Source organism: Streptomyces glaucescens (assembly GCF_002154375.1).
In the GTDB taxonomy this organism is placed as follows: Bacteria; Actinomycetota; Actinomycetes; order Streptomycetales; family Streptomycetaceae; genus Streptomyces; species Streptomyces glaucescens.
Window position 1 is genome coordinate 1 of the sequence record NZ_MUND01000142.1, and the last position, 23,370, is coordinate 23,370.

A 23,370-nucleotide genomic window follows, 5' to 3' on the forward strand; every position below is an offset into this window, starting at 1 on the left:
TTTGCGGACACGACCTAGGACGCTCCATTCCCCAGATTCGTCCGTCCTCCTCCTCTCCCCGTTCCCTGTTTCTGTGAGGCACCATGCGCTGCGTCATCGCCCGCTACCCGTTCGAACTGTCCAAGAGCGGGGTGCTGGCCTCGATGAAGGGCGTCACGCCGGAACTCGTCACGGGTGAGTCCGTGACCATCGGCCGCCGCCGTTACCCGGCCAAGCAGGTGGGCCAGGTCGTCACCGGCCAGGACCGCCGTGACTTCACCACCGGTGAAGTCGTCCGGGCCATGACCCGCCTCGGCTTCACCTGTCAGGACCTTCCGGCGGCCGAGCCGGCGAGCACGCCCACCGCGGTCCGGACCGCGTCGGCGCTGCTCGGCGGCGCGGCCTCCGCGGCGGTGTGACGGCAGGCGCCCAACCGCCGCCGGACTCCCTCCTGGCCTGGACCGGCCACGCAGGGCGCGTGCTCATGCCGTGACGAGGTCCGCGGTGGCGGCCAGGCCGTCGACCTGCCCGGGGCTGACGATGCCGAGCTCGTAGTCGTGGCGCGTTCCCGGCTGCCACTGCCCGCCGGCCAGCGCGACGGTGGCGATGTTGGGCACCGGGCCCGCGGTCCAGTCCAGCAGCCCGGCCATGGTCTCCAGCCGCGTCCTGCGCAGGGCGGCGGCGACGGCACCGCGGTCGGTGGGGTCGTCCGCGGTGCTCAGTGCGTGGGCGGCGACTTCGAACAGCGCGTACGCGAGGCCGAGCGGCTGGAGCCACTGGCGTCCCGTCGTCTGCTCGTAGCCTTCGGCCAGTTCGGCGGCCGTCATTCCGCCGAGCGACGACCGGTAGGGGTGGACCGGTGTCCAGTAGGCCAGGGTGCCGACGCCCGCCTGGGCCGGTTGTTCGCCGCCGCGGGTGACCGACGGCGGGTAGGCCAGCCACCGTGAGCAGGTGATCAAGCGGGGCTGCCAGCCGCAGCCGGCGGCCTGGCTGCGGAAGAGGGCGAGGTCCTGTCCCGTGGCGGCGCTGGTGACGATGTCGATCCCGGCGTCACGGAACATCGTGACGTGCGTGTCGAGTGCCGTGGCCGGCTCCTGGTAGGGAGCCGGTTCCACGAGCCGGTGTCCCCGGGCGCGGGCCGCCGGGGCGAAGCCGCGCTCGGGGTGCCGCGACCAGGCGCCCTGCGGTCCGTCGTTCCACAGGCAGCCGACCGTCTGCGGCGATCCGTCCACGCGCTCCCACAGATCAGCGAAGACGTCGGCGATGTCGTCCAGTCCCCAGCAGAAGTGGTACGTCCACTCGAACGGGTGCTCGTCGTCGGCGCCACGCCCGTAGTAGTACACCTGCCAGGGGAAAGTGCTCGACAGGCACGGCACCGCGGCGGCCTCGCAGGCGTCCGCGACGACCGGCAGCACCTGCGTCCCGGCCAGGGTGACGACGATCGCCGCGTTCTCGTCCCGGACCAGTTCGTCCACCGCCTGGCGGGCGCCTTCGGCCGAGGAACGGCTGTCCCGGCTCGCCAGCCTGATCCGCCGTCCGGCAGGCCTCAGGCGGGCCAACTCGGGTTCCAGCAGGGCCATGACGAAGTCCAGGGGCCGGCCCAGGTCCGCCAGGCGGCCCGAACGGGCGACGACGACACCCACCGTGAGGGTGCCCTGCTGTCCCATGGGCGTCTCGCTCATCGTGCTCCCCGCAGAGGTTTCCCGGCTGGAACGCGCTCATCTGCGCACAGCTAGGCTGCCCTTCGCGGGCTGCGGGCAAGGGAGCCGGACGGGTGATGTGGCAGGCTGCCGGCACCTTCCCGATCTCCTCCCCCTTCGGCAGCCCGCTCGCCTCACGCGTCACCGGCGGGAGCGCGCGGTTCGGACGGACGCGAACGAGCGTCACCGACAGGACGGCGAGCCGGCCGGGGGCCGGCCGGTGGCACGGCCGGCAGTCACCTGGACCGCACGCTCGCTGGCCGCGGCAGTTCCAGATGCTCGCCCCGGAACCTCCTGCGCAGTGCGCGATCGTGGGTGACCAGCACGATCGCCCCCGGGTACCCGGTCAGTGCCTCCTCCAGCTCCTCGACCAGGGCCGGTGACAGGTGATTCGTCGGCTCGTCGAGCAGGAGGAGGTCGGCGGGCTCCGAGACCAGTCGCGCCAGGTCCACGCGGCGACGCTGTCCGTACGACAACTCGCCCATGCGCAGGCACAGCTCCGACGGACGGAAGAGGCCGAGGGCGAGCAGCGCCTCCGCGTGTGCGTCGGGGGAGTCCACGCGGCCCAGCGCGTACGCCTCGGTCACCGTCAGGTCCGGCGGCCACGGCGTCTCGTCCTGGCGCAGATGGCCCACCCGGCCGGGCACGCGCACCGAGCCGGCGTCCGGCCGCAGTTCGCCGGCGAGCAGCCGGAGCAGCGTCGTCTTGCCGGCGCCGTTGGGGCCGGTGACCAGAAGCCGGCCGCTGTGGCCGAGGGACAGGGAGTCCAGGCTGAGACGGTCTCCCACGCGTACGTCCGACAGCCGTACGGCCAGGGGCTCGGCCGCGGTGTCGGTGGATTCCCCCGCGCACTCCGCTGCCGTCCTCATCCGCCCCCGGAAAACGAGCGGGGCCGGCGGCGGCGCGACCGCGTTCGCCGTCAGCCGCTCGACCCGCTCGCGGGCGTTGCGGATGCGGGCCATCGCACCGTGCGCCCGGCCGCGGGCACGGAAGCTGCCGTGGCCGAAGGTGGCCAGCGGCATCTTGCGCGGCATGGCGGCGAGGCGCACGGCGTGGCCGGCGGCCAGCCGCTCGTTGCGGGCCAGTTCGGCCCGCCACTCCTCGTACTCCTGGAGCCGCCGGCGGCGCTCCGCGGCCTTCGCCGTGCGGTAGCCGGCGTAGCCGTCGCCGTAGCGCGTGACCCTTCCCGCCTCGGCCTCCAGGACCGTGGTGGTCAGGCGCTGCAGGAAGACGCGGTCGTGGGTGACCGCGAGCACCGTGCCGCGGTGCCCTCGCAGTTGCGCCTCCAGCCATTCCAGGGCCTGATCGTCCAGGTCGTTCGTCGGCTCGTCCAAAAGCAGCAGCTCCGGTCGGCCGGCGAGGACGCCGGCCAGAGCGAGCCGGGAGCGCTCGCCGCCGGACAGGGTGCCGAGCCGGCGGTCACGGCGCAGTGCGGGCAGGCCGAGGTGGTGCAGCGCGATGTCGACGCGGTGGTCGGCGTCGTGACCGGACCGAGCCTCATAGCGCTCGACGAGCGCCGCGTACGCGGCGAGTGCCGATGGGCCCGCGTCGTCACCGAGTGCCTGTTCGGCCCGGTGCAGCTCCGCCTCCAGCACGCGCAGGTCCGCGAGAGCCAGGTCGACGGCGTCCTGGACGGTGGCGGCCGGGGGCAGGGGGAGGGTCTGCGGCAGATAGCCGATGCCGCCGGCGGCGGTCACGGTCACCTCTCCGCTGTCCGGGCGCTCCTGCCCCGCGATGAGCCGGAGCAGGGTGGACTTGCCGGAGCCGTTGTCACCGATGAGCCCGGCCTTCTCGCCCGGCTTCAGCGTGAAGGAGACCTGGTCGAGGACGGTGCGGCCGGGGTAGCGCTTGGTGACGTGGTGGAGGGTGAGTTGTGAGGTGTGCAAGATCGGGCTCCTCCTGGCCGCGCGGGCTTCAGCCCGGGCCGGGTCGAGTGGATGACGGCACGGCGGGGCGCGGCGACCGCGGAGCGGTGCTCTACGCGGTCGGCGCCGGCTGTCTCACAGGGAACCCATGCGGAGGACGGTACGGCATGACGGACCGATTGGCAAGACGGTACGTCTCGGCTCGCTGGGTGGATCACTCCGGCCTACTCGAAGAACTTGAGGCTCCAGCCGGTGTTCGTGTTCGCGCCCGGAACGTTGGCCCGGCTGTAGGTGGTGTTGCCCCACCAGCAGAAGGTGCCGGTGTACCAGTACCGGTTCTCCCACGTGTACGGCGTGCCCTTGGGGACCGCGTGGAACATCAGGGGGAACCGCGGGCCGGCCGGCGGGCTGGTCCCGATGTCGCCGTCGAGGAGGACGAAGCTGTGATGGCCGGGCCCGTCGACGTGCAGGGTCGGATCCCAGCCCGGCATCATCGTGGCGCGGTGCGAGCCGAAGAGGCAGCCGTTGGACTTGTACCAGTCCCATACGTACGTCGGGTCGCCGCCGGCCCGCAGCCGCAGGTCGGCCAGACAGTACTGGTCGCTCCAGCTGCCGTTGGCGGAGTAGACGATGTGCAGCTGTCCGTTCGGGTCCTTGACCGGTTCGGGGCCCTCGTTGATGAACGGGTTGCCGACGACCCGCTCCCAGCTCTCCCGGGGCTGCGAGATGATGTGCCGTGCGCCGGCCGGCGTCGTCGGGCTGCTCATCCGGGCGATGTACAGGTTCTGTTCGACATTGGTGTCGCCGGCCCAGCCGGACCAGACGAACCAGCGCTGGGAGTTGAAGGTGAACAGGGTGCCGTCGATGGCCCACTTGTCGTCCGGCAGGGCCAGTTTCGTCTCGCCGGTGTACCCGCTGTCCGGGGTGGCGGAACTGATGACGTACATCCGGTGGGCCGGTCCGCGGCCGGCGGTGAAGTAGATGTAGTAGCGCCCGCCGTCCCGCACGATCTCGGGGGCCCACACCTCGCCGAGGCCGCGGACGTCCGACCAGACCCTGCGGGCGGGCGCCGAGGCGAGCGCGTCCGTGGAGGGTGCCTGCCGCACGACGATGCCGTCACCGACGGACTGCACCGAGATGTAGGTGCCGCCCACTCGGAGCACGCTCGGGTCGGCGGCCCGCAGGCTCGTCTGGCCGGCCCGGGCGGGCTCGGCGGAGGTGAGGGACAGCACCGCGGCGAGGATGCCCGACAGCAGCAGGGCGGCAGTGCTCGTCAGACAGCGAGGAAGCTTCATCGTCACTCGGCTTTCGTGCCGGTCCTACATCGATGAAAGAAGTCGGTCCAATATCGCGGGACGCGCTGGACAGTGTCAACGGCCGATACGAACCGGACGCGTTTACCTCGATGTATACGAGTCCTGACGACGAACGCCTCCCCGGCCGCGCGCCGGGGAGGCGTTCCGCGGGGTCCGGCTATGACCGGCCCTGCTCCTCGATCGCGGCCGGCCGCAGTTGCGCGGCGCGGATCCGCTCGACGTCGAGCTTGCGGCCCCGGTCGAAGCGGTAGATGCCGTTCTGCTCCTGGAAGACGTCGGTCAACTGGGTGTAGCAGTAGCCGAACATGTCGGGATCGCCCAGCAGCACTTCGGTGAGGCCGTTGAACCGCGCGTGGAACTCGTCCTCGTCCCGGACCCGCTCGCCGTAGCCCCAGGAGACGGTACGGTCCTCGCCCGACTCGGCGGCGGCTGCCTCCGGATCCCACCAGATGCCGCCGAACTCGCTGACGAAGTAGGGCTGCCCCCGGTACGGCAGCGAGTAAGCGGTCCCGCTCTCATGGGAGTTGACGAAAGGCTCGTCCTTGGCGAGCCCGGACATCAGCTGCCGGAAGACCGCCGGGTCCTGTTCGTAGTTGTGGGCGTCGTAGATGTCGGTCTCGGCGACCCGGTGGGCGTATCCGGACGCGTCGACGACCGGCCTGGTGGTGTCCATGGCCTTGGTGGCCAGGAACATCGCGCGGGTCACCGCGTCGAGCTGGGTGATGCGGTCGTGCAGCTTCTGGTACGTCTCGTTGAGCGGGCACCAGCCGATGATCGAAGGGTGGGAGTAGTCCCGTTCCAGGGCTTCCAGCCACTGGGCGACGTAGGAGGCGTCAGGCTGCTGGTTGTCGCCGGAGGAGCCGCCCGTCTCGCATCCCCAGTCACCGAACTCGCCCCAGACCAGGTAGCCGAGACGGTCGGCGTGATGGAGGAAGCGCTCCTCGAAGACCTTCTGGTGCAGCCGGGCCCCGTTGAAGCCCGCCTCCATGGCGAGCTCGATGTCCCGGACCAGGGCCTCGTCGGTCGGCGCGGTCATCAGCCCGTCCGGGTACCAGCCCTGGTCGAGGACCAGGCGCTGGAAGACCGGGCGGCCGTTCAGGGTGACGGCCTTGCCGCGCAGTCCCACGGCGCGCAGGCCCGCGTAGCTCTCGGCGCTGTCGACGACCTGCCCGCCGGCGTCGAGGAGTTCGAGCCGGAGGTCGTACAGGTGCGGGTCGTCGGGGCTCCACTCGCGTCGCCTGGCGTCGGGCACCGGCAGGTGGAGGCGCGGGGCGAGGTCCAGGTCGGCGCGGGCCTCGGCGCGGCTCACCTCGCCGTGCCGGTCGCTCAGCACGGCACGCACCCGGTGGCCCGGCCGGTTGCCGGACAGGGGCAGTTCGAGGTGGAAGGCGGAACCGGCGAGGTCCGGAGTGATCCGGGGCCGCCGCAGGTGCACATCGGGCACGGGCTCCAGCCAGACCGTCTGCCAGATGCCGGTCACCCGGGTGTAGTTGCAGTCGTGGTTCGCGTACCGGGTCGCCTGCTTGCCCCGGGCCTGGGGGCCGGACTTGGGGTCGCGGGCCCGCACCGTGATGACGACCTCGTCCCCCGTCCCGGCGATGTCACCGAGATCGGCGGTGAACGGCGTGAAGCCGCCCCGGTGCCGTGCGACCTCCGTGCCGTTCGCCCATACGGTGGTGTCGTAGTCGACGGCGCCGAAGTGCAGCAGCACCCGGCGCCCGGCCCACTGCGCCGGGAGGACCAGGGACCGCCGGTACCAGACGGCCTCCAGGAAGTCGGTGTCGCCGATGCCGGACAGCTCGGACTCGGGCGGGAACGGGACGAGGATCTCGTCGCGCAGCTCGCGGCCGAGCAGACCGCGCTCGAGGCCGCTGTCCCCTCGGTCGGTCTCGAACTGCCAGGTGCCGTTCAGATTGAGCCAGTCGCGGCGCACGAACTGCGGTCGCGGGTACTCCGGGCGCGGAACGGACTGCGTGGACACACATGCTCCAGTCGGTGGGACGGCCGGCGGGGACCGCCGGATCTGCGGGGAGGGCGAAGCGGGTGGGGGTCAGGAGCCGCCGAGGCCGGTGGTGGCCACGGAGTCGACGATGCGGCGCTGGAAGAGGAGGAACACCACGATCAGCGGCAGCGCCGCCAGCAGCGCGGACGCCATGGACTGCGCGTACTGGATGCCGAAGGCGTCTTTCACGGTGGCGAGGCCCACCGGCAGGGTCATCAGGTCCGGGTCGTTGGTGACGATGAACGGCCACATGAAGTTGTTCCAGGCCCCGATGAAGACGAAGATCGCGACGGCGGCCACGATCGGCCGGGACAGCGGCAGCACGATCGACCGGAACACGCGGAACTCGGACGCGCCGTCGAGGCGGGCGGCGTCCTCCAGTTCCCGGGGGATGCCGTCGAAGAACCGCTTGAGGATGAACACCATCATGGGGGCGACGACCTGGGGCAGGATGACGGCCGCGTAGGTGTCCACCAGGTTGAACAGGAGCATCTGCTCGAACAGCGGCACAACCAGCAGCTGCGGCGGCACCATGATGGCGGCGACCGTGACGGCGAGGAGAGCCCGGCGGCCGCGGAACGTGCCGCGCGAGAAGCCGTACGCGGCGAGGGCGGAGACCGTCACCGTGATGAGAGTGACCAGTCCGGCGATCAGGAAGCTGTTGAACGCCCACAGGGTCACGTTCCCCCGGTCCAGGATCCGCCGGAACGCCTCGGCGGTGAGCGGGCCCTTGAACGGTGACAGGCCGGGGGACGCCACGTCCTGCTCGCTCTGCACGGAGGTGGCGATCGCCCACAGGAGCGGCAGCAGCCAGACGGCCGCCAGCACGGCCAGCGCGGTTCCGGCGAGGACGCGGGACAGCCGGCCGTGCCCCAGGAGCATGGGGGAACCGGTCGCCGCACGGGGCGGACGGCGCCGGGGGCGGACGGTCGTTGCGGTGGCGGACACGGTCAGTCCTCCTGGCGGAAGAGGCGGAGCTGCACGAGCGAGACGACGATGACGAGCGCGAAGAAGAGGTAGGAGACGGCGGAGGCGTAGCCGAGCCGGTAGCCCGTGAAGCCGACGTCGTAGACGTACTCGAGGACCGGACGGGTCGAGCCGTTGGGGCCGCCCTTGGTGAGGATGTAGATCTGGTCGAACACCTTGAGGGAGGCGAGGACCTGGAGCATCGCCACCAGGAAGGTGGTCCGGCGCAGCTGCGGCAGGGTGATGGACCACAGGCGCCGCCACGCCCCGGCGCCGTCCAGCGCGGCGGCCTCGTCGTAGGTGGAGGGCAGGGACTGCAGGGCGGCGAGGTAGAGCAGGAAGTTGAAACCGACCGTCCACCAGACGGTGAGGGCGGCGATCGACCACATCGCGACGGACTCGTCGGACAACCAGCCGACCGGTCCGACGCCGAAGGAGCCGAGGAGCTGGTTGGCCAGGCCGATGTCCGGCTGGTAGAGCCAGGTCCAGATGAGCGTCACCACGGTCACGGGCAGCAGGTAGGGGGCGAAGAAGGCCAGCCGCCACGCCCACTGCCCGGCGAGCCCGCTGTGCACCAGCAGCGCCATCACCAAGGCGATCAGCACCAGGGGGACGCTGGAGACCACGGTGAAGAAGACGGTGTTGCCCAGGCTGCTCCAGACGTCCGGATCCGAGAACGCCTCGGCGTAGTTGGCGAAGCCGACGAACGCGGTGTCGCGCAGGGCGAGCGAGCTGTCGGTGAGGCTCATCCACAGCCCCTGCGCGAGGGGCCAGGCCATGAAGAGGGCGAAGACGAGCAGGAACGGCAGGACGAAGAGCAGGCCGGAGCCCGGGGTGCTCCGCGTGCCCCGGTGACCGGTACGACGGCGTCCGTCGGCCCGGGTGCCGGGCGGACCGGCCTGTCTGCCGGTGCCCAGGGGTGCGATGGTGGTCACAGGATCCTCCTTCTGCACGTCACGCCACCGGGTTGGGCCGGCGCAGCAGCGCGTCCGCCTCACGGACCATCTGGCGCACCGCCTTCTCGGCAGAGGTGTTGCCCAGCAGCGCCGACTGGAGCGGCTGGCACATCCGGTTCTGGAAGTCGGAACCGGCCCCGGCGAACCAGTTCGGCGGATCGAGCACCGCCACCTCGGCGGCGCCCGCGTACGAGGACTGCGGGTCGAGGGCGGCGTACTCCGGCTCCGCGAGCACCGGCTGGTACGCGGGTATGTGGCCGGCTTTCGCCCAGGTCAGGCTCTGCTTGACCATCGCCGCGACATAGCGGTGCGCCTCGCGGCGGCGCGCCGGGTCGGGGTCGTGCTGGTGCGGGAGGACGAAGCTGTGGCTGTCCGTGTAGACAGCCGGCTTGTCGAAGACCTGCGGGAAGGGGGCGGCGCCGAGCGGGATGCCGGACTTCTTCAGCGTCGGCAGCTCCCACTCGCCGAGCATGACCATGCCGCCGCGCCCGCCGAGGAACCCGGCCATCGCCCCGTTGTAGTCGAGGTTGCGGGGGTTGGTCGTGCCGTCGAAGAGGCGCTGCATGAACGTCACCACGCGCACGGCCGCGTCGATGTCGATCTCGGCCGGCCCGCCGTCCGGCAGGGTGAGAGCGGCGCCGGTCTGTGCGTAGAGGGCGGCGAACTGCCGCCAGCTCTGCGCCGTGTCGGTGACGTGGCCGAACAGGATGCCCGATGCTCCGGTCACGTCGGCGAGCGCCTTGCCCGCGTCCAGCAGCGCCTCCGGGGAGCCCATCGCGGCCAGTTCACCCGAGGAGTCGAGGAGCCCCGCCTTGTCGGCGGCCTCCTTGTCGTAGAAGACGATGAACGGGTGGACGTCGAGCGGGATCGCGTAGACGGCGCCGGCGTGCCGCGTACGCGCCCAGACCGCCGGTGTGAAGTCCCGCCGGGTGACGCCGAACTCGGCGAGCAGGTCGAGGTCGAAGGGGTCCAGCAGACCGCCGGGGGCATAGCCCGCCAGCCGGGACAGGTGCAGGACCGCGACGTCGGAGGCCCGGCCGCCGGCGGCCGACATGGCCAGCTTGGTGTAGTAGGACGGGCCCCAGTCCAGGATCGTCCGGTCGACCTCGAAGCCGTCCGTACCGCTGGAGACCGCCCGGATCATGTCGTCCATCAGCATGCCGTCGCCGCCCTGGAACAGGTCCCAGACACTCAGCGCGGAGGCGCCGGAGGCGGAGGCCGGTGAGGCGCAGCCGGACAGCGGGCCCGCGGCGAGCAGCGCGCCCGCCGCGGCCATGCCGTGGCCCAGCAGCCGGCGGCGGGAGAGGCCGGGCGCCGGAGGGGAGGGGACCGCTGTTTCCGGGACAGGGGGCGGGGATGTCATCACGGACCTTTCGACGGCCGGACACGTGTGCCGGACTGGTACGCAGCGGGGCTGACGAACTGCCCGTGTCCGGCAGGCGGGGAGGCGCACCGGCTGAAGCGGTGCGGTGGCTCGTTTTTACATCGATGTACATTGGCTGTAAAGACTCCGGGCCAAGGGCCGGGAACCAAGTGCTCGCGGGCGGCCCGGGCACGGGTGGTCGGCCCCGGGGTGCGCGCGTGGGCGGGACATAGACTCGGCGGCGGGACGCAGGGGAGGTTTTCGGTGGCACGACCCAGGATCAAGGACGTCGCACGGCACGCGGGAGTGTCGGAGAAGACGGTCTCCAACGTGATCAACGACTACGCCCATGTCTCCGACCGGACCAGGCGCGCCGTGCAGGAAGCCATCCAGCACCTCGGCTACAAGGTCAACCTGGCCGGGCGTCATCTGCGCAAGGGGCGCACCGGCATCATCGCCCTCGTCGTGCCCGAGCTGGACGTCCCCTACTTCGCCGAACTCGCCCGGCACGTCATCCGCGAGGCGGAGCAGCGCGCCCTGACCGTGCTGATCCACCAGACCGGAGCGGACCGCGATCACGAACTGGCGGCGCTGACCGGGTTCGGCTCCACCTTCGTGGACGGGGTCATCCTGAGTCCGCTCGCCCTCGACGCCGACGACCTGCGCGATCGCGTCCCGGGTGCGCCGCCCACCGTGCTGCTGGGAGAGCTGCTGGAGGAGGGCGCCGACCATGTGGCCATCGACAACGAGAAGGCGGCGCGGGAGGCGACCGAGCACCTGATCGCCCTGGGGCGCCGCACCATCCTCGCCATCGGCGGCCGGGACGACACGGGCCTGGGCACGGCCGAGGCCCGCACCCGCGGATACCTCGCCGCCCTCGCAAAAGCGGGCATCGCCCACGATCCGGCCGCCCTGCTGCCCGTGAAGTCGTTCAGGATGCCCGACGGCGCCGAGGCCGTGGCGAGGGCGCTGCGGGAGGGCCTGCGGCCCGACGCGTTGCTCTGCCTCAACGACCAACTGGCGCTGGGCGCTCTGCGCGCGCTGCACGAGCAGGGGCTCCGGGTGCCCGACGACGTCGCCGTCATCGGGTTCGACGACGTGGAGGGCGGACGGTTCAGCGTCCCGACCCTGAGCACGGTGGCCCCCGACAAGGCGGCCGTGGCCCGGCTCGCCGTCGAGCTGCTGCAACGCCGTATGGAGGAGGACGGGACGGGCGCGGACATGGAGGGGGCGGGCACGGCCCCGGCCGCCGACCGTTCGCTCCAGGACCTGGTGGCGCCCCACCGCCTCGTACTGCGGGAGAGCACCGAGGGGCCGGTGTCCCGCTGACCGGCAGATCGTCCGCGTCGTCCTGAACCGGCCCGAGCCGGCCTCGAGCCTTGAGGCGCCGGGACATAGCACGGAACACGTATCAACGGAACCACCCAGGAACTCTCAAAAATCGCACACGTCCCGTCACTTGGCCGGATGACGGAGAGGGATGCGCGAGGTCTGGACAGCCGCGAAAGCGGCATGCTCTCATTCCGCCTGACACGTGCTTTACATCGTTGAAAACCGCCTGGGTGTCGCGGACTCCGCGGCGTCGGCGCCGCCCACCTGCCTGATCCCGGTCCCGGTGCCGGATCCCAGGCCCTCTGCGCGAGGAAAGGGTTCGATGACCAGAAGACACACTCGCCGACGAGCCACCGTCTGGGCGCTGCTGACCGTGGCGGCCCTCGTCCTGCCCACGCCCGGTCTGACCGCCACCGCGTCCGCCGGGACATCGGCTGTCGAGACGTCCGGCAGCGCGTCGGTGCTCTCCGCCCGCGAGGCCGCGGTCGCGGTGCACGGCCTCAAGGGTGAGTACTTCCGCATGTCCGCGCCCGGCGCACGGGACTTCGCCGAATCCGGCGGGACCCTGCTCGACCCGCAGATCAACTTCTCCGGTCTGACCAGCACCTTCCAGGAGCTGACCGGCAGGACCGAGCACACCACCGCCCGCTGGACGGGCCGGATCGAGGCACCGGCCACCGGCGACTACACCTTCCACGCCATCGGCGACAACGGCTTCCGCCTGTTCATCGACGGCGAGCCGGTCATCGACCACTGGGTGCCGGACTGGGACAGGGAGCAGACGAGCGCTCCCATCAGGCTCACCGCCGGGGAGAAGCACGACTTCCGCCTGGAGATGTTCCAGGACACCGGCGGGGCCGGCATGTTCCTGCGCTGGTCGACCCCGAACCTGCCCAGGCAACTGGTACCGCAGTCGGCGTTCACCCCGCCGGACGGCTTCGAGGTGTACCCGGTGGAGCCGTCCGTCTCCGAGAACGGGCAGCAGATACGCGCCCGGTTCGAAGGCGACCTCGGCGGTGACCCCCAGGAGGTCGCGAACCACCTGAAGATCGAGGCCGACACCACCGCCATGCCGGTCGCCGGCGCCGTCGTGGCCCCCGGTGACCCCCGCTCCCTCCTCGTCACCCTCGCCGCTCCGATCCAGAAGAGTCAGCAGGTCAAGCTCACCTACGACGGCACGGGCGGGCTGACCTCCGGCGGCGAGACCGTACCGAGGATCGTCCGCTGGGCGCAGAACGACTCCACCCACCGGCTCACCACCCCGTGGGGCGACAAGCTCGACGAGAACAACCCGCTGCCGGAGTACCCGCGCCCGCAGCAGGTGCGGTCCCGCTGGATGAATCTGAACGGACCCTGGCAGTTCACCGGCGCGGCGCCGGGGGAGCAGCCGGTCTTCGGCAAGGACCTCGACGAGACGATCATCGTTCCGTTCCCGGTCGAGTCGCAGCTCTCCGGTCTCGAGCGGCACGAGGACCACATGTTCTACCGCAAGCTCGTCGACGTGCCGAAAGGCTGGAAAGTCGGCACGGGAAGCAACGGCAACCGGCTGAAACTCAACTTCGGCGCGGTGGACTACCGGGCCCGGGTCTGGGTCAACGGCAGGCAGGTCGCCGAACACACCGGCGGATACGACGCCTTCAGCGTGGACATCACCGACGCGCTGGGGCGCACCGGGCCGCAGGAGATCCTGGTCGCGGTCACCGACACCGGCGGTACCGATCAGCCGAAGGGCAAGCAGTCCACCAACCCGAGCGGAATCTTCTACACGCAGTCCTCCGGCATCTGGCAGACGGTGTGGATGGAACCGGTCGCCCGCACCTCCATCGACGCCGTCGTCACCACCCCCGACATCGACAGCGGCAGCCTCGCACTGACCGTCGAGTCCGACGGCGCCTCACCCGCGGCCCGCGTCGAGGCCGTCGCTCGCGACGCCCGCGGCAAGGTGGTCGGCCGGGTGGGCGGACCGGCCGACGAGGAACTGCGCCTGCCGATCGCGAAGCAGCACCTGTGGAGCCCGGACGACCCCTACCTCTACGACCTCGACGTCCGGCTCACCGACGGCCGCTCGACCGACAGGGTCGGCAGCTACTTCGGCATGCGGGAGATCGGCATCGAGAAGGTCGGCGGTTTCCGGAAACTCGTCCTCAACGGCAAGCCGGTCTTCTCCCTCGCCACGCTCGACCAGGGCTTCTGGCCCGACGGCCTGTACACCCCGCCGAGCGACGAGGCGCTCGCCTTCGACCTGAAGGCGCACAAGCAGCTCGGCTTCAACGCCGTCCGCAAGCACATCAAGGTGGAGTCGCCGCGCTGGTTCCACCACGCGGACCGGCTCGGCCTGCTGGTCTGGCAGGACTTCGTCTCCGGTGACCTCACCTCCGAGACGGGGCGGAAGGCCTTCGTCGACCAGGGCATGGAGATGGTGCGGGAGCACCGCAGTTCGCCCTCCGTGATCGGCTGGATCGTCTTCAACGAGGGCTGGGGCGAATGGAACCGTGAGGAGAGCGGTCGTGTCGCCGAGTCGGTCAAGGCCGCCGACCCGTCCCGGGTGGTCAACGCCCACAGCGGTGTCAACTGCTGCAACTCCAAGGGCGACTCCGGCAAGGGCGACATCATCGACCACCACGACTACAACAACGACGACCCGCCGTTCCCGGACCACCGGGCGGCCATGGACGGCGAGCACGGCGGTTTCACCCTGCGCACCCCGGGTCACATGTGGCCGGGTGCCCCGACGGTCATCTACAGCGGGGTGAACGACAAGGAGGCGCTGACGCGCAAGTACGTGGAGAACACCGAGAAGTACTACCTCGACCAGGCCGCCCACGAGCTGTCGGGCTCGGTGTACACGCAGATCTCCGACCTGGAGAACGAGCTCAACGGCCTCTACACGTACGACCGCCGGCAGATCAAGATCGACCCGGTCCGGGTGCGGGAGGCCAACCTCCGGGTCATCGCGGCCGGGGCCGCGGCGGGCGAGCGTGGAGAACTCAAGGGCGGCGGACACTGGGCACTCGACGAGGGCTCGGGCAGCACCGCGCAGGACGACGGCCCCAACGCCGAACCCCTGACCCTCACCGGGGGCACCACCTGGACCTCCGGGATCGACGGCAGTGCGCTGAGCTTCGACGGCCAGGGGCAGTACGCGGAGACCGACGGGCCGGTGCTCGACACCACCGGAAGCTACTCGGTCTCCGCCTGGGTGACCCTCGACGCGCTCCCCGGCAACTACGCCACCGCGGTCAGCCAGGACACCCGGCGCCAGGCCAGCCCGTTCTACCTCCAGTACGGTCAGGGTGCCTTCGCCTTCAGCACGCCCGGTGAGCACCGTGCCCGGCTGGAGACCACGCCGGAGACGGGCCGCTGGTACCACCTCGTCGGCGTACGGGACAGCGCGAGCGAGGAGATCCGGCTGTACGTCGACGGCGCACTGGCGGCGACCTCCAAGGCCGGCCCCGCCTACCCGAGCACCGGCGCCCTCACCGTCGGCCGGGCGCAGTGGGACGGCGCGCACGCGGACTTCTGGGCCGGGGCGGTCGACGAGGTCCACGCCTTCGACAAGGCACTCACCACGGCGGAGGTGAGCGCGCTCCACGCGCGGCAGAAGCCGTAGACCGGACAGGGGGCTGCCCCGGAAGTAGCGGGCGTCCGGGGCAGCCCCCTGCCGAGTCCTGCGCGCTCGTGGGCGGCCTCGGTGCAGTCGGCAGCCTCGCGCACATCCTCACGGGCGCGCCGCCCGCGCAGGCTGCACGGACGGGGCGGTCGCCGGGCCCGCAGCGCTCGGGCCGCGGGTGAGCAGATCGGCGACCCGAGCGATCATCCGGCTCTCCTCGCCACTGCGGGCGGTCGTCGGGTGGTACGCGAGGACGAAGCGACGCCGCTGGTCACGGGTCGAGAACGCGGCACTCTTGTATCCGTACGTCTCGCCGGTCTTCCCCCACAGCGTGACGCCGTTGACGGTGGCCTGCTGCAACCCGGTGGTGTAGCGGGCCGGGGAGCCGTCCAGCATCCGTACGTCGTCCGGCGGCAGGGCGAACATCATCCCGAGCAGCTCAGGCGGGAGCAACTCGCCGGAGAACAGCGCGGTGAGCATCCGGTCGAGGTCGTTCGCACTGGACATCATGTCGCCCTCGCCGCGGCTGGACGACTGGTCGTACGTGGTGATGTCCCGCAGTCTGCCGTCAGCCATCGCCAGGTAGCCGTGCACGTGTCGGCCATGTATGCGCGGGTCGTCACCCGGCACAACGGTGCGCTCCAGGCCCAGCGGGCGCAGGACGCGGGCGGCGACGGCCTGCCCGTAGGGGCGGCCGGTCACCTTGTCGACGATCAGTGCGGCCAGTACGTAGTTGATGCCGCGGTACTCCTGCCGGGTGCCCGGCGCGAACTTCAGTGGCCCGTGCGTTGCCGTCGCCACCCACTCCTGCGGTGTCCAGTGATCGAAGCGGTGGCGGAACACCTCCTCCGCGGTCTTCGGCTCGGGGATGCCGACGTGATCGGGCAGCCCGCTGGTGTGGTTCAGCAGGTGCGCCACGGTGACAGCCCCGAACCGGGCGGGCAGCAGCCCCGGCAGGACACGCCGCACCGGCGCGTCCAGGTCCACCCGACCCTCCGCCACCAGCTGCAGCACCACCGTGGCGACGAACACCTTGGTGATACTGCCGATGCGGACCTTGTCGTGCGGCGTCACCGGCCGCCGCGTCCCGAGGTCGGCCACGCCCGACGTGCCGTGCCAGTAGCCGGCCGCGCCATCGACTCGCAGCTGCGCCGCGGTCGACGGCGGGTGCTCCAGGTCGTCGATCACCGCCTGGAGGGCGCTGGGGTCGAGCGGCGGAAGCGGCGGGAGCGGTGGAAGTGGCACCGGTGAGGCGGCGGCGCGGCGCGCGGGCAGGGCCGCGGTGGTGGCCAGCGCGGCCGTCCCCGCCAGAGCGGCGCCCGCGAAAGTCCTTCGTGACATGGGGGCTGAAGTCATGCTCCCCACGCTGCCGGCGGACACCTGCCCGGACATCAGGGTCCGTCCCGGAGCCGGCCCCGATCGGACCCCGACCCACCCCGCACACGGATCGACTCCTCGACAGCTGCCCCGTGAGTCTCACCAGCTGATTCCGGCCGCCACAGGCAGGTGGTCACTACCCGTGGGCGGCAACGACCAGGAGCTCGCCGGCGCTACGCCGCGCACCAGGATCTGGTCGATCCGCACCACCGGGAACCGCGCCGGCCAGCTGAAGCCGAAGCCGTGTCCGGCCGTGTCCTGGGCCGAGCGCAGCTGTGAGGTGAGGTCGGTCAGCGCACGGTCGTCCACGGTGCCGTTCAGGTCGCCGAGCAGCACCACCCGTTCATTCCGCTCGGCGGCGACGGCCTTGCCGAGCGCCCGCGCGCCCCTGTCCCGCGAGTCTGTCCAGAAACCCGCCCTGGGGTTCACCCGCACGGATCCCAGGTGGGCCACATACACCGCCAGCGGACCCCGGTCCGTGGCCACCGTCGTGCGCAGTGCCCGGTTGTAGGCCATCTTGACGGCAGCCGGCTTGGTCTCCGCCAGCGGACCGTGGTCCATCATGATGTCGACCGGCCGAGTGTCCGACAGCGGCAGCTTGCTCCACAGTCCGACCGTGCCCCGCACCGTGTGATACGGGTACGCCTTCGCCAGTTCCTTCTCGTACAGCGGCTTCGCCTGCGCGGTGATCTCCTGCAAGGCCAGCACGTCCGCACCGGAAGCGGCCAGGTCCCGCGCGGTGCCGACCGGGTCGGGGTTGCCGGCGCCGACGTTGTGGCTCACCACGGTGAGGTCGCTTCCTGGGTGGGCCTTGTCACTGAGGAGCCCGCCGAAAAGGCTCAGCCACACCAGGACCGGCAGCAGCAGCGCGGCCACCGCGGAGGCGGAGCGGCGCCGGAGCGCCCCGGCCAGCAGCAGGGGAACGAACAGGCCGAACCACGGGAGGACGGTCTCCACCAGGCTGCCGAGGTTCCCGATCCGGTTCGGGATCTTCGTGTGCAGCAGCATGATCAGGCCCAGCAGCAGCGCCAGCACCGCGAGCACCGGACCGCGCTTCCACGGCTCCGGCCGGAGGCCGACGCGGATCGCCCGGCGGATACGCGACCGCGGGGTACCTGAGCCGACATTTCGGAAGGCAGCGGTGATCGCCGCGATGACGACCATCAGGCTGGGGGCGAGGGGCCGGTGCGTCCGGCGGGTCGCCGCTCGCGCTGGTGACGGGGTTCGAGCCATGCTGCCAGTCAAGGCAGTGCGGTGTTGCCGCCCCGTATGCGAATCCCGATATGCCGGCGATATGCGCCGGCTCGTAGCATCAACGGCATGCGCGTGTTGATCGTCGAGGACGAACCTTATCTGGCAGAGGCCATTCGCGACGGTCTGCGCCTGGAAGCGATCGCGGCCGACATCGCAGGTGACGGCGACACCGCTCTGGAACTGCTGAGCATCAACACCTACGACATCGCCGTCCTCGACCGAGACGTTCCCGGACCGTCCGGTGACGAGATCGCCGAACGCATCGTCGCCTCCGGCAGTGGCATGCCGATCCTCATGCTCACCGCAGCGGACCGTCTCGACGACAAGGCATCCGGGTTCCGACTCGGCGCCGACGACTACCTCACGAAACCCTTCGAACTCCGAGAACTCGCGCTCAGGCTCAGAGCGCTCGACCGCAGACGCGCCCACGCCCGACCACCCGTACGGGAGATCGCGGGTCTTCGGCTGGACCCGTTCCGCAGAGAGGTCTACCGGGACGGCCGCTATGTGGCACTGACCAGGAAGCAGTTCGCCGTACTCGAAGTCCTCGTCGCTGCCGAAGGCGGCGTCGTCAGCGCCGAGGAAATGCTGGAACGGGCCTGGGACGAGAACACCGACCCGTTCACCAACGCCGTGCGCATCACGGTCTCGGCACTGCGCAAGCGCCTCGGCGAACCCTGGATCATCGCCACCGTGCCAGGCGTCGGCTATCGCATCGACACGCAACCGCAGGCCGGACCAGAGGGACGCGAGCGTGAATAGAGCACCCGGACCGAGCGTTCGCCTCAAACTCACCCTCAGCTACGCCGGATTCCTCATGCTGGCCGGTGTCCTGCTGCTTGCGGCGGTGTGGGTGTTCCTTCTCCGTTACGTTCCCGATCGTGCGCTCATCGTCTCCGGTGAGACGCCCACGCACGGTGTATTTCCCGTCCGGTCCAACCTGCTGCGCGTCTTCGCTCCACGGGCTGCCGCGGTGATGGCATTCCTGCTGGTGTTCGGCCTGGTCGGAGGGTGGGTCCTCGCCGGGCGGATGCTCGCCCCGCTGACCCGCATCACAGGCGCCACCCGCATGGCCACGAACGGGTCGCTCTCGCACCGAATCCGGCTACCGGGCCGCGAAGACGAGTTCCGCGAACTCGCCGACGCCTTCGACACGATGCTCGCCCGGATCGAAGCGCACGTCGCCGAACAGCAGAGATTCGCCGCCAATGCCTCCCACGAGCTGCGCACCCCGCTGGCGATCTCGAAGGCGCTTCTCGACGTGGCCCGCACCGATCCGCACCACGACGCCGGCGAGGTCATCGAGCGCCTCCACGCCGTCAACACCCGAGCGATCAACCTCACCGAAGCGCTGCTCCTGCTCAGCCACGCCAACCAGAGGTCCTTCACCCGGGAACCCGTCGACCTCTCCCTGCTCGTGGAAGAGGCCACCGAGACTCTCCTCCCCCTCGCGGAAAAGCACGGCGTCACCATCGAAACCTCCGGCGACATCACCCCCACCGTCGGATCGCAAGCGCTCCTGCTCCAGCTGACCACCAATCTCGTGCACAACGCGATCGTCCACAACCTGCCCGAGAAGGGCACCATCCGGGTCCATACCGGCGTCCGCACGAAAACCGTGGTGCTCACTGTCGAGAACACCGGCGAGATACTCACCCCGGAAGTGGCCTCGACACTCACCGAACCATTCCAGCGCGGCACCGAGCGCATCCACGCCGACCATGCGGGCGTCGGCCTCGGCCTGGCCATCGTCAGGACCATCACCCACGCCCACGACGGAACACTCACCCTCACCCCGCTCCCCACCGGCGGGCTCCGCATCACTGTCGAACTACCCGCAACAGCCACACACGCCGACGGGTGAGGAATCAGGACCGGCGGAGAGTGCCTACGTCCTGACCGCGGACCCATCCGTGTGCCTCGGCGACGTGGTGGTCAGAGGTAGCGGCGGATCGGCTGGACGGCGGTCTCCCGGGCCCGCTGGAGCATCGAGCGCCGTTTCCAGCGGCCGGCCTGGATCAGCCGGCTTGCCGCCATGTCCGCGTCGAAGTGGGAGTCCAGGGTGGCGGTGAACCGCTCGTCCAGAACGGCGAGCATGATCTCCTCGTCGTGGTCGAGGGAGCGCCGGTTGAAGTTGGTCGATCCGACGAGGGACGCGATCCGGTCCACGGTGATGATCTTGGCGTGCATCATGGTCGGCTGGTACTGGTGGATCTTGACACCGCAGGCGAGCAGATCCTCGTAGAAGTGCTGTCCGGCCAGCTGGCAGACCCGCTTGTCGGTGTGCGGGCCGGGCAGCAGGATGTCCACCTCCACTCCGCGCCGGGCAGCGGCACACAGCAGGTCGACGAAGTAGGCGTCCGGGGAGAAGTAGGCGGTGGCCAGCCGGAACCGCTCCTCGGCGGACTCGATCATCACACGGATCAGGGTCTGCATGTCCTGCCAGCCCAAGCTTGCCGACCCGCGCACCACCTGCACCACCGCGTCGCCCTGGGGGCGGTGAGCGGTGAACCGGTCGTGGTCGTCGAAGAGTTCGTCGTGGCACTCGGCCCAGTTCTGTGCGAACGCCGCGGCGATGCCGTCCACGGCCGGCCCGCGGACCTGGACGTGCGTGTCCCGCCACTCGCGCGGGTTACGGGCGTCGCCGCACCACTCCTCGGCGATCCCCACGCCTCCGGTGAAGGCGGTCTGCTCGTCGACGACCAGGACCTTGCGGTGGCAGCGGTGGTTCTGTTTGAGTGGCGAGAGGTACAGCGGCTTGCGGAACCACGCCACCTGCACGCCCGCCCGGTCCATGTCGTCCAGCAGGTCCTTGTCGATCAGCCGGCTGCCGAAGCCGTCCAGCAGCAACCGCACCCGAACGCCGGCCCGGGCCCGCTCAGCCAACGTGTGGGCGAACTGGCGGGCGATGTCACCCTTCCAGTACACGAACGTCATCATGTCCACCGTGTGCTCGGCGGAGCGAATGGCACCGAGCATGGCCGGGAAGATCTCGTCCCCGTTGCGCAGGACGGCCAGCGCGTTCCCCTCGGTCGCCGCGATACCGATGAGGCGCTCCAGACGCCGTCTTATCCGCACGGCCCGCTCGTCGGCGTTTCTGCCGCCGACCGCGCGGTCCGCGGATTCCGGTATGTCCTGTGTGCTGGTCATTCTTCTCCTTCCGGGCCGGGCACGGGGAAGCAGCATGTCGGGCAGGCCCGGTCCGGCTCAAGCCACCGCGGTGCAGGGCGAGGGTAACGGCAAGTGCCGGCCGCGGGCCGAGCGGGGCCCAGCGCGTAGCTCGTGGACGACGGGGTAGCGGTCGAACGGGATGGCCTTGGGTCCCCCCGCCCGTGGTCTGCTCGCGGCCGGTATCGAGGTCGGTCGAGCCGAGCGTGGGGTGGGCGAGGAAGGTGAGCAGCGCGGCGTGCACCGGCCAGCCACACCCACACCCACATTGAACCGTCACGGCTGCCGGCACGGTCCGTGGCCGCCTCCACGACGGCAGCCGCCGCGTCGAACACGGCTCGGGCGGCGGCGCGCTGCTGCCCTTCAGTGGCAGTTGTGCGACCCGGCACACCGGCACGGCATACTGACCCTCCACCGGTTCAACAAAATGTTTAAGGAGGACGAGTTGGCAGCCTGCTTCAGAACGGTCGTCGTGGCGGAAGAGACACATCGCGCCCAAGCGGAGGCGCTCAGGGAGGCCTTTCAGGAGGCGATCGCACCCGCCACCGTCAATTTCGACTTCGCTCACATACGCGATGCCGCCGCCATGCTCCCCGACAGCGAGATCGTCAAGGTCGTCCGCGGCTGGAAGCTCCAGGAGGAGGCACCCATCCTGGTCATGGTGCTCTCTCTGAAGGAGGCGGTCCGCCAGGCGCTCCCGCCAGAGGCGGCTCAGGCGTCCTTCTGGGACACCATCGAGCGCGACCTCGTGGATGCCTTCACCGGTCTCGGCGCTCAGGAGGGTGAACCGGGGCTGGCCTACTACGAGGAGCGTCCCGACCGCACCAGCTACTACCGCGACCTGTTCTTCGCCCTCCAGGACATGGAAGCCGGCGCGTACCTGTACGCCGTTGCCTTCTGCGCCGACGTCACCGTGGGCCTCGACAAGGATCGCGCAGGGACCTTGGGTCTCACCGACACCGCGCCGTTCGCCGTGCAGCTCGACGCGATCGTCGTGCGCCAGAAGCTCGCGAACGAGACCTGATCCCTCAGGCAGCGCGTGTCGCTGCCAGGACCAGTCATGGCCCGCCGTCCCGGGCCGTGTCATTCCGCGCCCCTCGCGGTCAGGACGGACCGCGGAACAACGGTGTGGTCAGGCCGCCGGTTCAGGGTCGCTCATGGCCTGCGGCCGTGGAAGGTGCGGCGCAGGTCGCCCACCCAGGCGTCGGGGTTCTCCCAGGGGATGAAGTGACCGCCGTGGTCGTGGGCGTTGACGTTGACGTGGTTGAACCAGTCGGCCTGCGGGCCGGTCCTGAACGCCTGGACGCGTTCGTCGGCGGTGCGGATGCCGGGCGGGTTCTCGTACGTGACGAAGGTGAGGCCCACCGGGGCCTGAACGACCGGGGTACGGTCGTGGGCGGGGGTCCAGGGGAAGCGGTTGGCGTTGGCGTAGTAACGCATCGACGTGGCGATGGAGTTGTTCACCCAGTAGATCGTGGCGTGGGTGAGCAGGTCGTCCTTGGTGAAGACGGATTCGAGGTCGCCGCCGTTGTCGCTCCAGGCGTTCCAGCGCTCCAGCAGCCAGGCGAGCAGTCCGGCGGGTGAGTCGCTCAGTCCGTGCGCCAGGGTGGCGCCGTCGAGCATGTGCACGGCGAGGTGGGACGCCCAGCGGTGGTCCAGTTCGATGATGCGGGCCCGGACGTCGGCGGGCTGGTCGTCGGTGAGGGGCCGATTCCGGGCGAAGTCCCAGGCGCGAGGGCCGGTGAAGAAGTCGAGCGGCAGCCCGGAGCCGATGTGGATGCCGTACAGCGCGTCGGCGTACTTGTGGCCGAGCTGGCTGGAGACGAGCCCGCCGATGTCGCAGCCCCCGGCGGCGTACTTCTCGTATCCCAGCCTCTCGGTCATCAGGGTGTGCCAGAGGTCGGCGACCTTCCAGAAGTTGACGTCCGGGAAGCCCGTGAGCGGCCCGGGGAAACCGAAGCCGGGCAGGGACGGCACGATGACGTCGAACGCGTCGGCGGGGTCGCCGCCGAACGCGGCCGGGTCGGCAAGCGAGTCGATCACCTTCGACCAGTGCCAGAACGTCCACGGCCAGCCGTGAGTGAGGATCAGAGGGATCGGGCGCGGACCGTGCCCGGGCTTGCGCATGAAGTGCACTGGCACACCAGCGACGCTCACCTCGTAGTGCTCGTAGGCGTTGATGGCCGCCTCGGCCTTGCGCCAGTCGTAGCCGTCCCGCCAGTAGGCGACCAGCTCACGCAGACAGCTGTCCGGGACGCCGTAGGACCAGTCCTCATTCCCCTCGTCCAGCGGCGGACGGGTCAGTGCGAGACGGGCGCGCAGGTCATCGAGGACCTCGTCGGGCACATGGATCGAGGTGGGCTGCAGGGGGAAGGCGTGCGCGATGGTCATGCCAGGTTCCTTACTGGACAGCGGAAGCGGTGCCGTCGGCCTGTTGGGGTACGCGGGCGGCAACTGGCCTGCCGGAAGATCTCCCGAAGAC

Annotated in this window: 17 protein-coding genes; 6 read left to right on the plus strand and 11 right to left on the minus strand. The window is 70.5% G+C overall.

Going from position 1 to position 23,370, the window contains the following annotated elements; translation table 11 throughout:
* The first annotated feature begins 83 nt into the window (after nucleotides 1-83).
* Nucleotides 84-398 carry an SCO5918 family protein gene (locus tag CCN42_RS10550; RefSeq protein WP_086171977.1) on the plus strand — a complete coding sequence of 105 codons (315 nt, stop codon included), beginning with the start codon at nucleotides 84-86 and terminating at the stop codon, nucleotides 396-398.
* Between the two features lie 63 nt (nucleotides 399-461).
* On the opposite strand, the gene CCN42_RS10555 is transcribed toward CCN42_RS10550, so the two are convergent.
* The 7 genes from CCN42_RS10555 to CCN42_RS10585 form a co-directional block, all read right to left on the minus strand.
* Nucleotides 462-1,661, minus strand: coding sequence for an ABC transporter substrate-binding protein (locus tag CCN42_RS10555; protein WP_245877222.1), 1,200 nt, complete (start codon nucleotides 1,659-1,661; stop codon nucleotides 462-464).
* Between the two features lie 254 nt (nucleotides 1,662-1,915).
* A complete protein-coding gene (locus CCN42_RS10560; protein ID WP_086734839.1) occupies nucleotides 1,916-3,565 on the minus strand; it encodes a TlrC/CarA/OleB/SrmB family ABC-F type ribosomal protection protein in 1,650 nt (549 codons plus the stop codon).
* Between the two features lie 203 nt (nucleotides 3,566-3,768).
* The gene (locus tag CCN42_RS10565; protein WP_086734868.1) at nucleotides 3,769-4,839 is read right to left on the minus strand and encodes a glycoside hydrolase family 43 protein; all 1,071 of its coding nucleotides are present in this window, start codon (nucleotides 4,837-4,839) and stop codon (nucleotides 3,769-3,771) included.
* Between the two features lie 178 nt (nucleotides 4,840-5,017).
* Nucleotides 5,018-6,841, minus strand: a complete 1,824-nt coding sequence (locus CCN42_RS10570; protein ID WP_086734841.1) for a glycoside hydrolase family 2 protein — start codon at nucleotides 6,839-6,841, stop codon at nucleotides 5,018-5,020.
* 69 nt (nucleotides 6,842-6,910) lie between these two features.
* A complete protein-coding gene (locus CCN42_RS10575) occupies nucleotides 6,911-7,810 on the minus strand; it encodes a carbohydrate ABC transporter permease (protein WP_086734843.1) in 900 nt (299 codons plus the stop codon).
* A gap of 2 nt (nucleotides 7,811-7,812) precedes the next feature.
* Nucleotides 7,813-8,763, minus strand: a complete 951-nt coding sequence (locus tag CCN42_RS10580) for a carbohydrate ABC transporter permease (RefSeq protein ID WP_245877223.1) — start codon at nucleotides 8,761-8,763, stop codon at nucleotides 7,813-7,815.
* A gap of 19 nt (nucleotides 8,764-8,782) precedes the next feature.
* Nucleotides 8,783-10,147 carry an extracellular solute-binding protein gene (locus CCN42_RS10585; protein ID WP_086734845.1) on the minus strand — a complete coding sequence of 455 codons (1,365 nt, stop codon included), beginning with the start codon at nucleotides 10,145-10,147 and terminating at the stop codon, nucleotides 8,783-8,785.
* Between the two features lie 264 nt (nucleotides 10,148-10,411).
* Here CCN42_RS10585 and CCN42_RS10590 point away from each other — a divergent pair, with 264 nt between their 5' ends.
* Nucleotides 10,412-11,476: a LacI family DNA-binding transcriptional regulator gene (locus CCN42_RS10590; RefSeq protein ID WP_086734847.1), complete on the plus strand. Its 1,065-nt coding sequence runs from the start codon at nucleotides 10,412-10,414 to the stop codon at nucleotides 11,474-11,476.
* Nucleotides 11,477-11,801: 325 nt separating this feature from the next.
* Complete coding sequence (locus CCN42_RS10595; protein ID WP_086734849.1) at nucleotides 11,802-15,089, plus strand: LamG-like jellyroll fold domain-containing protein; 3,288 nt, start codon at nucleotides 11,802-11,804, stop codon at nucleotides 15,087-15,089.
* Between the two features lie 108 nt (nucleotides 15,090-15,197).
* On the opposite strand, the gene CCN42_RS10600 is transcribed toward CCN42_RS10595, so the two are convergent.
* On the minus strand, nucleotides 15,198-16,445 hold the full coding sequence (locus CCN42_RS10600; RefSeq protein ID WP_086734872.1) for a serine hydrolase domain-containing protein: 1,248 nt from the start codon (nucleotides 16,443-16,445) through the stop codon (nucleotides 15,198-15,200).
* Nucleotides 16,446-16,565: 120 nt separating this feature from the next.
* Nucleotides 16,566-17,630: an endonuclease/exonuclease/phosphatase family protein gene (locus tag CCN42_RS10605; RefSeq protein ID WP_086734851.1), complete on the minus strand. Its 1,065-nt coding sequence runs from the start codon at nucleotides 17,628-17,630 to the stop codon at nucleotides 16,566-16,568.
* Between the two features lie 156 nt (nucleotides 17,631-17,786).
* Between CCN42_RS10605 and CCN42_RS10610 the strand changes: the two genes are divergently transcribed.
* Entirely contained in the window at nucleotides 17,787-18,482 is a 696-nt protein-coding gene (locus CCN42_RS10610) for a response regulator transcription factor (protein WP_086734852.1), read from the plus strand.
* The gene (locus CCN42_RS10615) at nucleotides 18,475-19,584 is read left to right on the plus strand and encodes a sensor histidine kinase (protein ID WP_086734854.1); all 1,110 of its coding nucleotides are present in this window, start codon (nucleotides 18,475-18,477) and stop codon (nucleotides 19,582-19,584) included. The genes CCN42_RS10610 and CCN42_RS10615 overlap by 8 nt, the downstream gene beginning before the upstream one ends.
* Nucleotides 19,585-19,655: 71 nt before the next feature.
* Here the strand turns inward: CCN42_RS10615 and CCN42_RS10620 are convergent, their stop codons facing one another.
* A complete protein-coding gene (locus tag CCN42_RS10620) occupies nucleotides 19,656-20,870 on the minus strand; it encodes a phospholipase D-like domain-containing protein (RefSeq protein WP_086734856.1) in 1,215 nt (404 codons plus the stop codon).
* A 463-nt stretch (nucleotides 20,871-21,333) separates the two neighbouring features.
* On the opposite strand from CCN42_RS10620, the gene CCN42_RS10625 reads away from it, so the two are divergent.
* A complete protein-coding gene (locus tag CCN42_RS10625) occupies nucleotides 21,334-21,912 on the plus strand; it encodes a Type-2Aa cytolytic delta-endotoxin (RefSeq protein ID WP_086734873.1) in 579 nt (192 codons plus the stop codon).
* Between the two features lie 131 nt (nucleotides 21,913-22,043).
* Here CCN42_RS10625 and CCN42_RS10630 read toward each other — a convergent pair whose 3' ends face one another.
* Complete coding sequence (locus CCN42_RS10630) at nucleotides 22,044-23,279, minus strand: epoxide hydrolase family protein (RefSeq protein WP_086734858.1); 1,236 nt, start codon at nucleotides 23,277-23,279, stop codon at nucleotides 22,044-22,046.
* Between the last annotated feature and the right edge of the window lie 91 nt (nucleotides 23,280-23,370).

Excerpts from the sequence above, each read along its gene's own strand:
- CCN42_RS10630 (WP_086734858.1), bottom strand. The coding sequence starts at position 23,279 with ATGACCATCGCGCACGCCTTCCCCCTGCAGCCCACCTCGATCCATGTG.
- CCN42_RS10600 (WP_086734872.1), bottom strand. The coding sequence starts at position 16,445 with ATGACTTCAGCCCCCATGTCACGAAGGACTTTCGCGGGCGCCGCTCTG.
- CCN42_RS10610 (WP_086734852.1), top strand. The coding sequence starts at position 17,787 with ATGCGCGTGTTGATCGTCGAGGACGAACCTTATCTGGCAGAGGCCATT.
- CCN42_RS10555 (WP_245877222.1), bottom strand. The coding sequence starts at position 1,661 with ATGAGCGAGACGCCCATGGGACAGCAGGGCACCCTCACGGTGGGTGTC.
- CCN42_RS10620 (WP_086734856.1), bottom strand. The coding sequence starts at position 20,870 with ATGACCAGCACACAGGACATACCGGAATCCGCGGACCGCGCGGTCGGC.
- CCN42_RS10565 (WP_086734868.1), bottom strand. The coding sequence starts at position 4,839 with ATGAAGCTTCCTCGCTGTCTGACGAGCACTGCCGCCCTGCTGCTGTCG.
- CCN42_RS10550 (WP_086171977.1), top strand. The coding sequence starts at position 84 with ATGCGCTGCGTCATCGCCCGCTACCCGTTCGAACTGTCCAAGAGCGGG.
- CCN42_RS10585 (WP_086734845.1), bottom strand. The coding sequence starts at position 10,147 with ATGACATCCCCGCCCCCTGTCCCGGAAACAGCGGTCCCCTCCCCTCCG.
- CCN42_RS10605 (WP_086734851.1), bottom strand. The coding sequence starts at position 17,630 with ATGGTCGTCATCGCGGCGATCACCGCTGCCTTCCGAAATGTCGGCTCA.
- CCN42_RS10595 (WP_086734849.1), top strand. The coding sequence starts at position 11,802 with ATGACCAGAAGACACACTCGCCGACGAGCCACCGTCTGGGCGCTGCTG.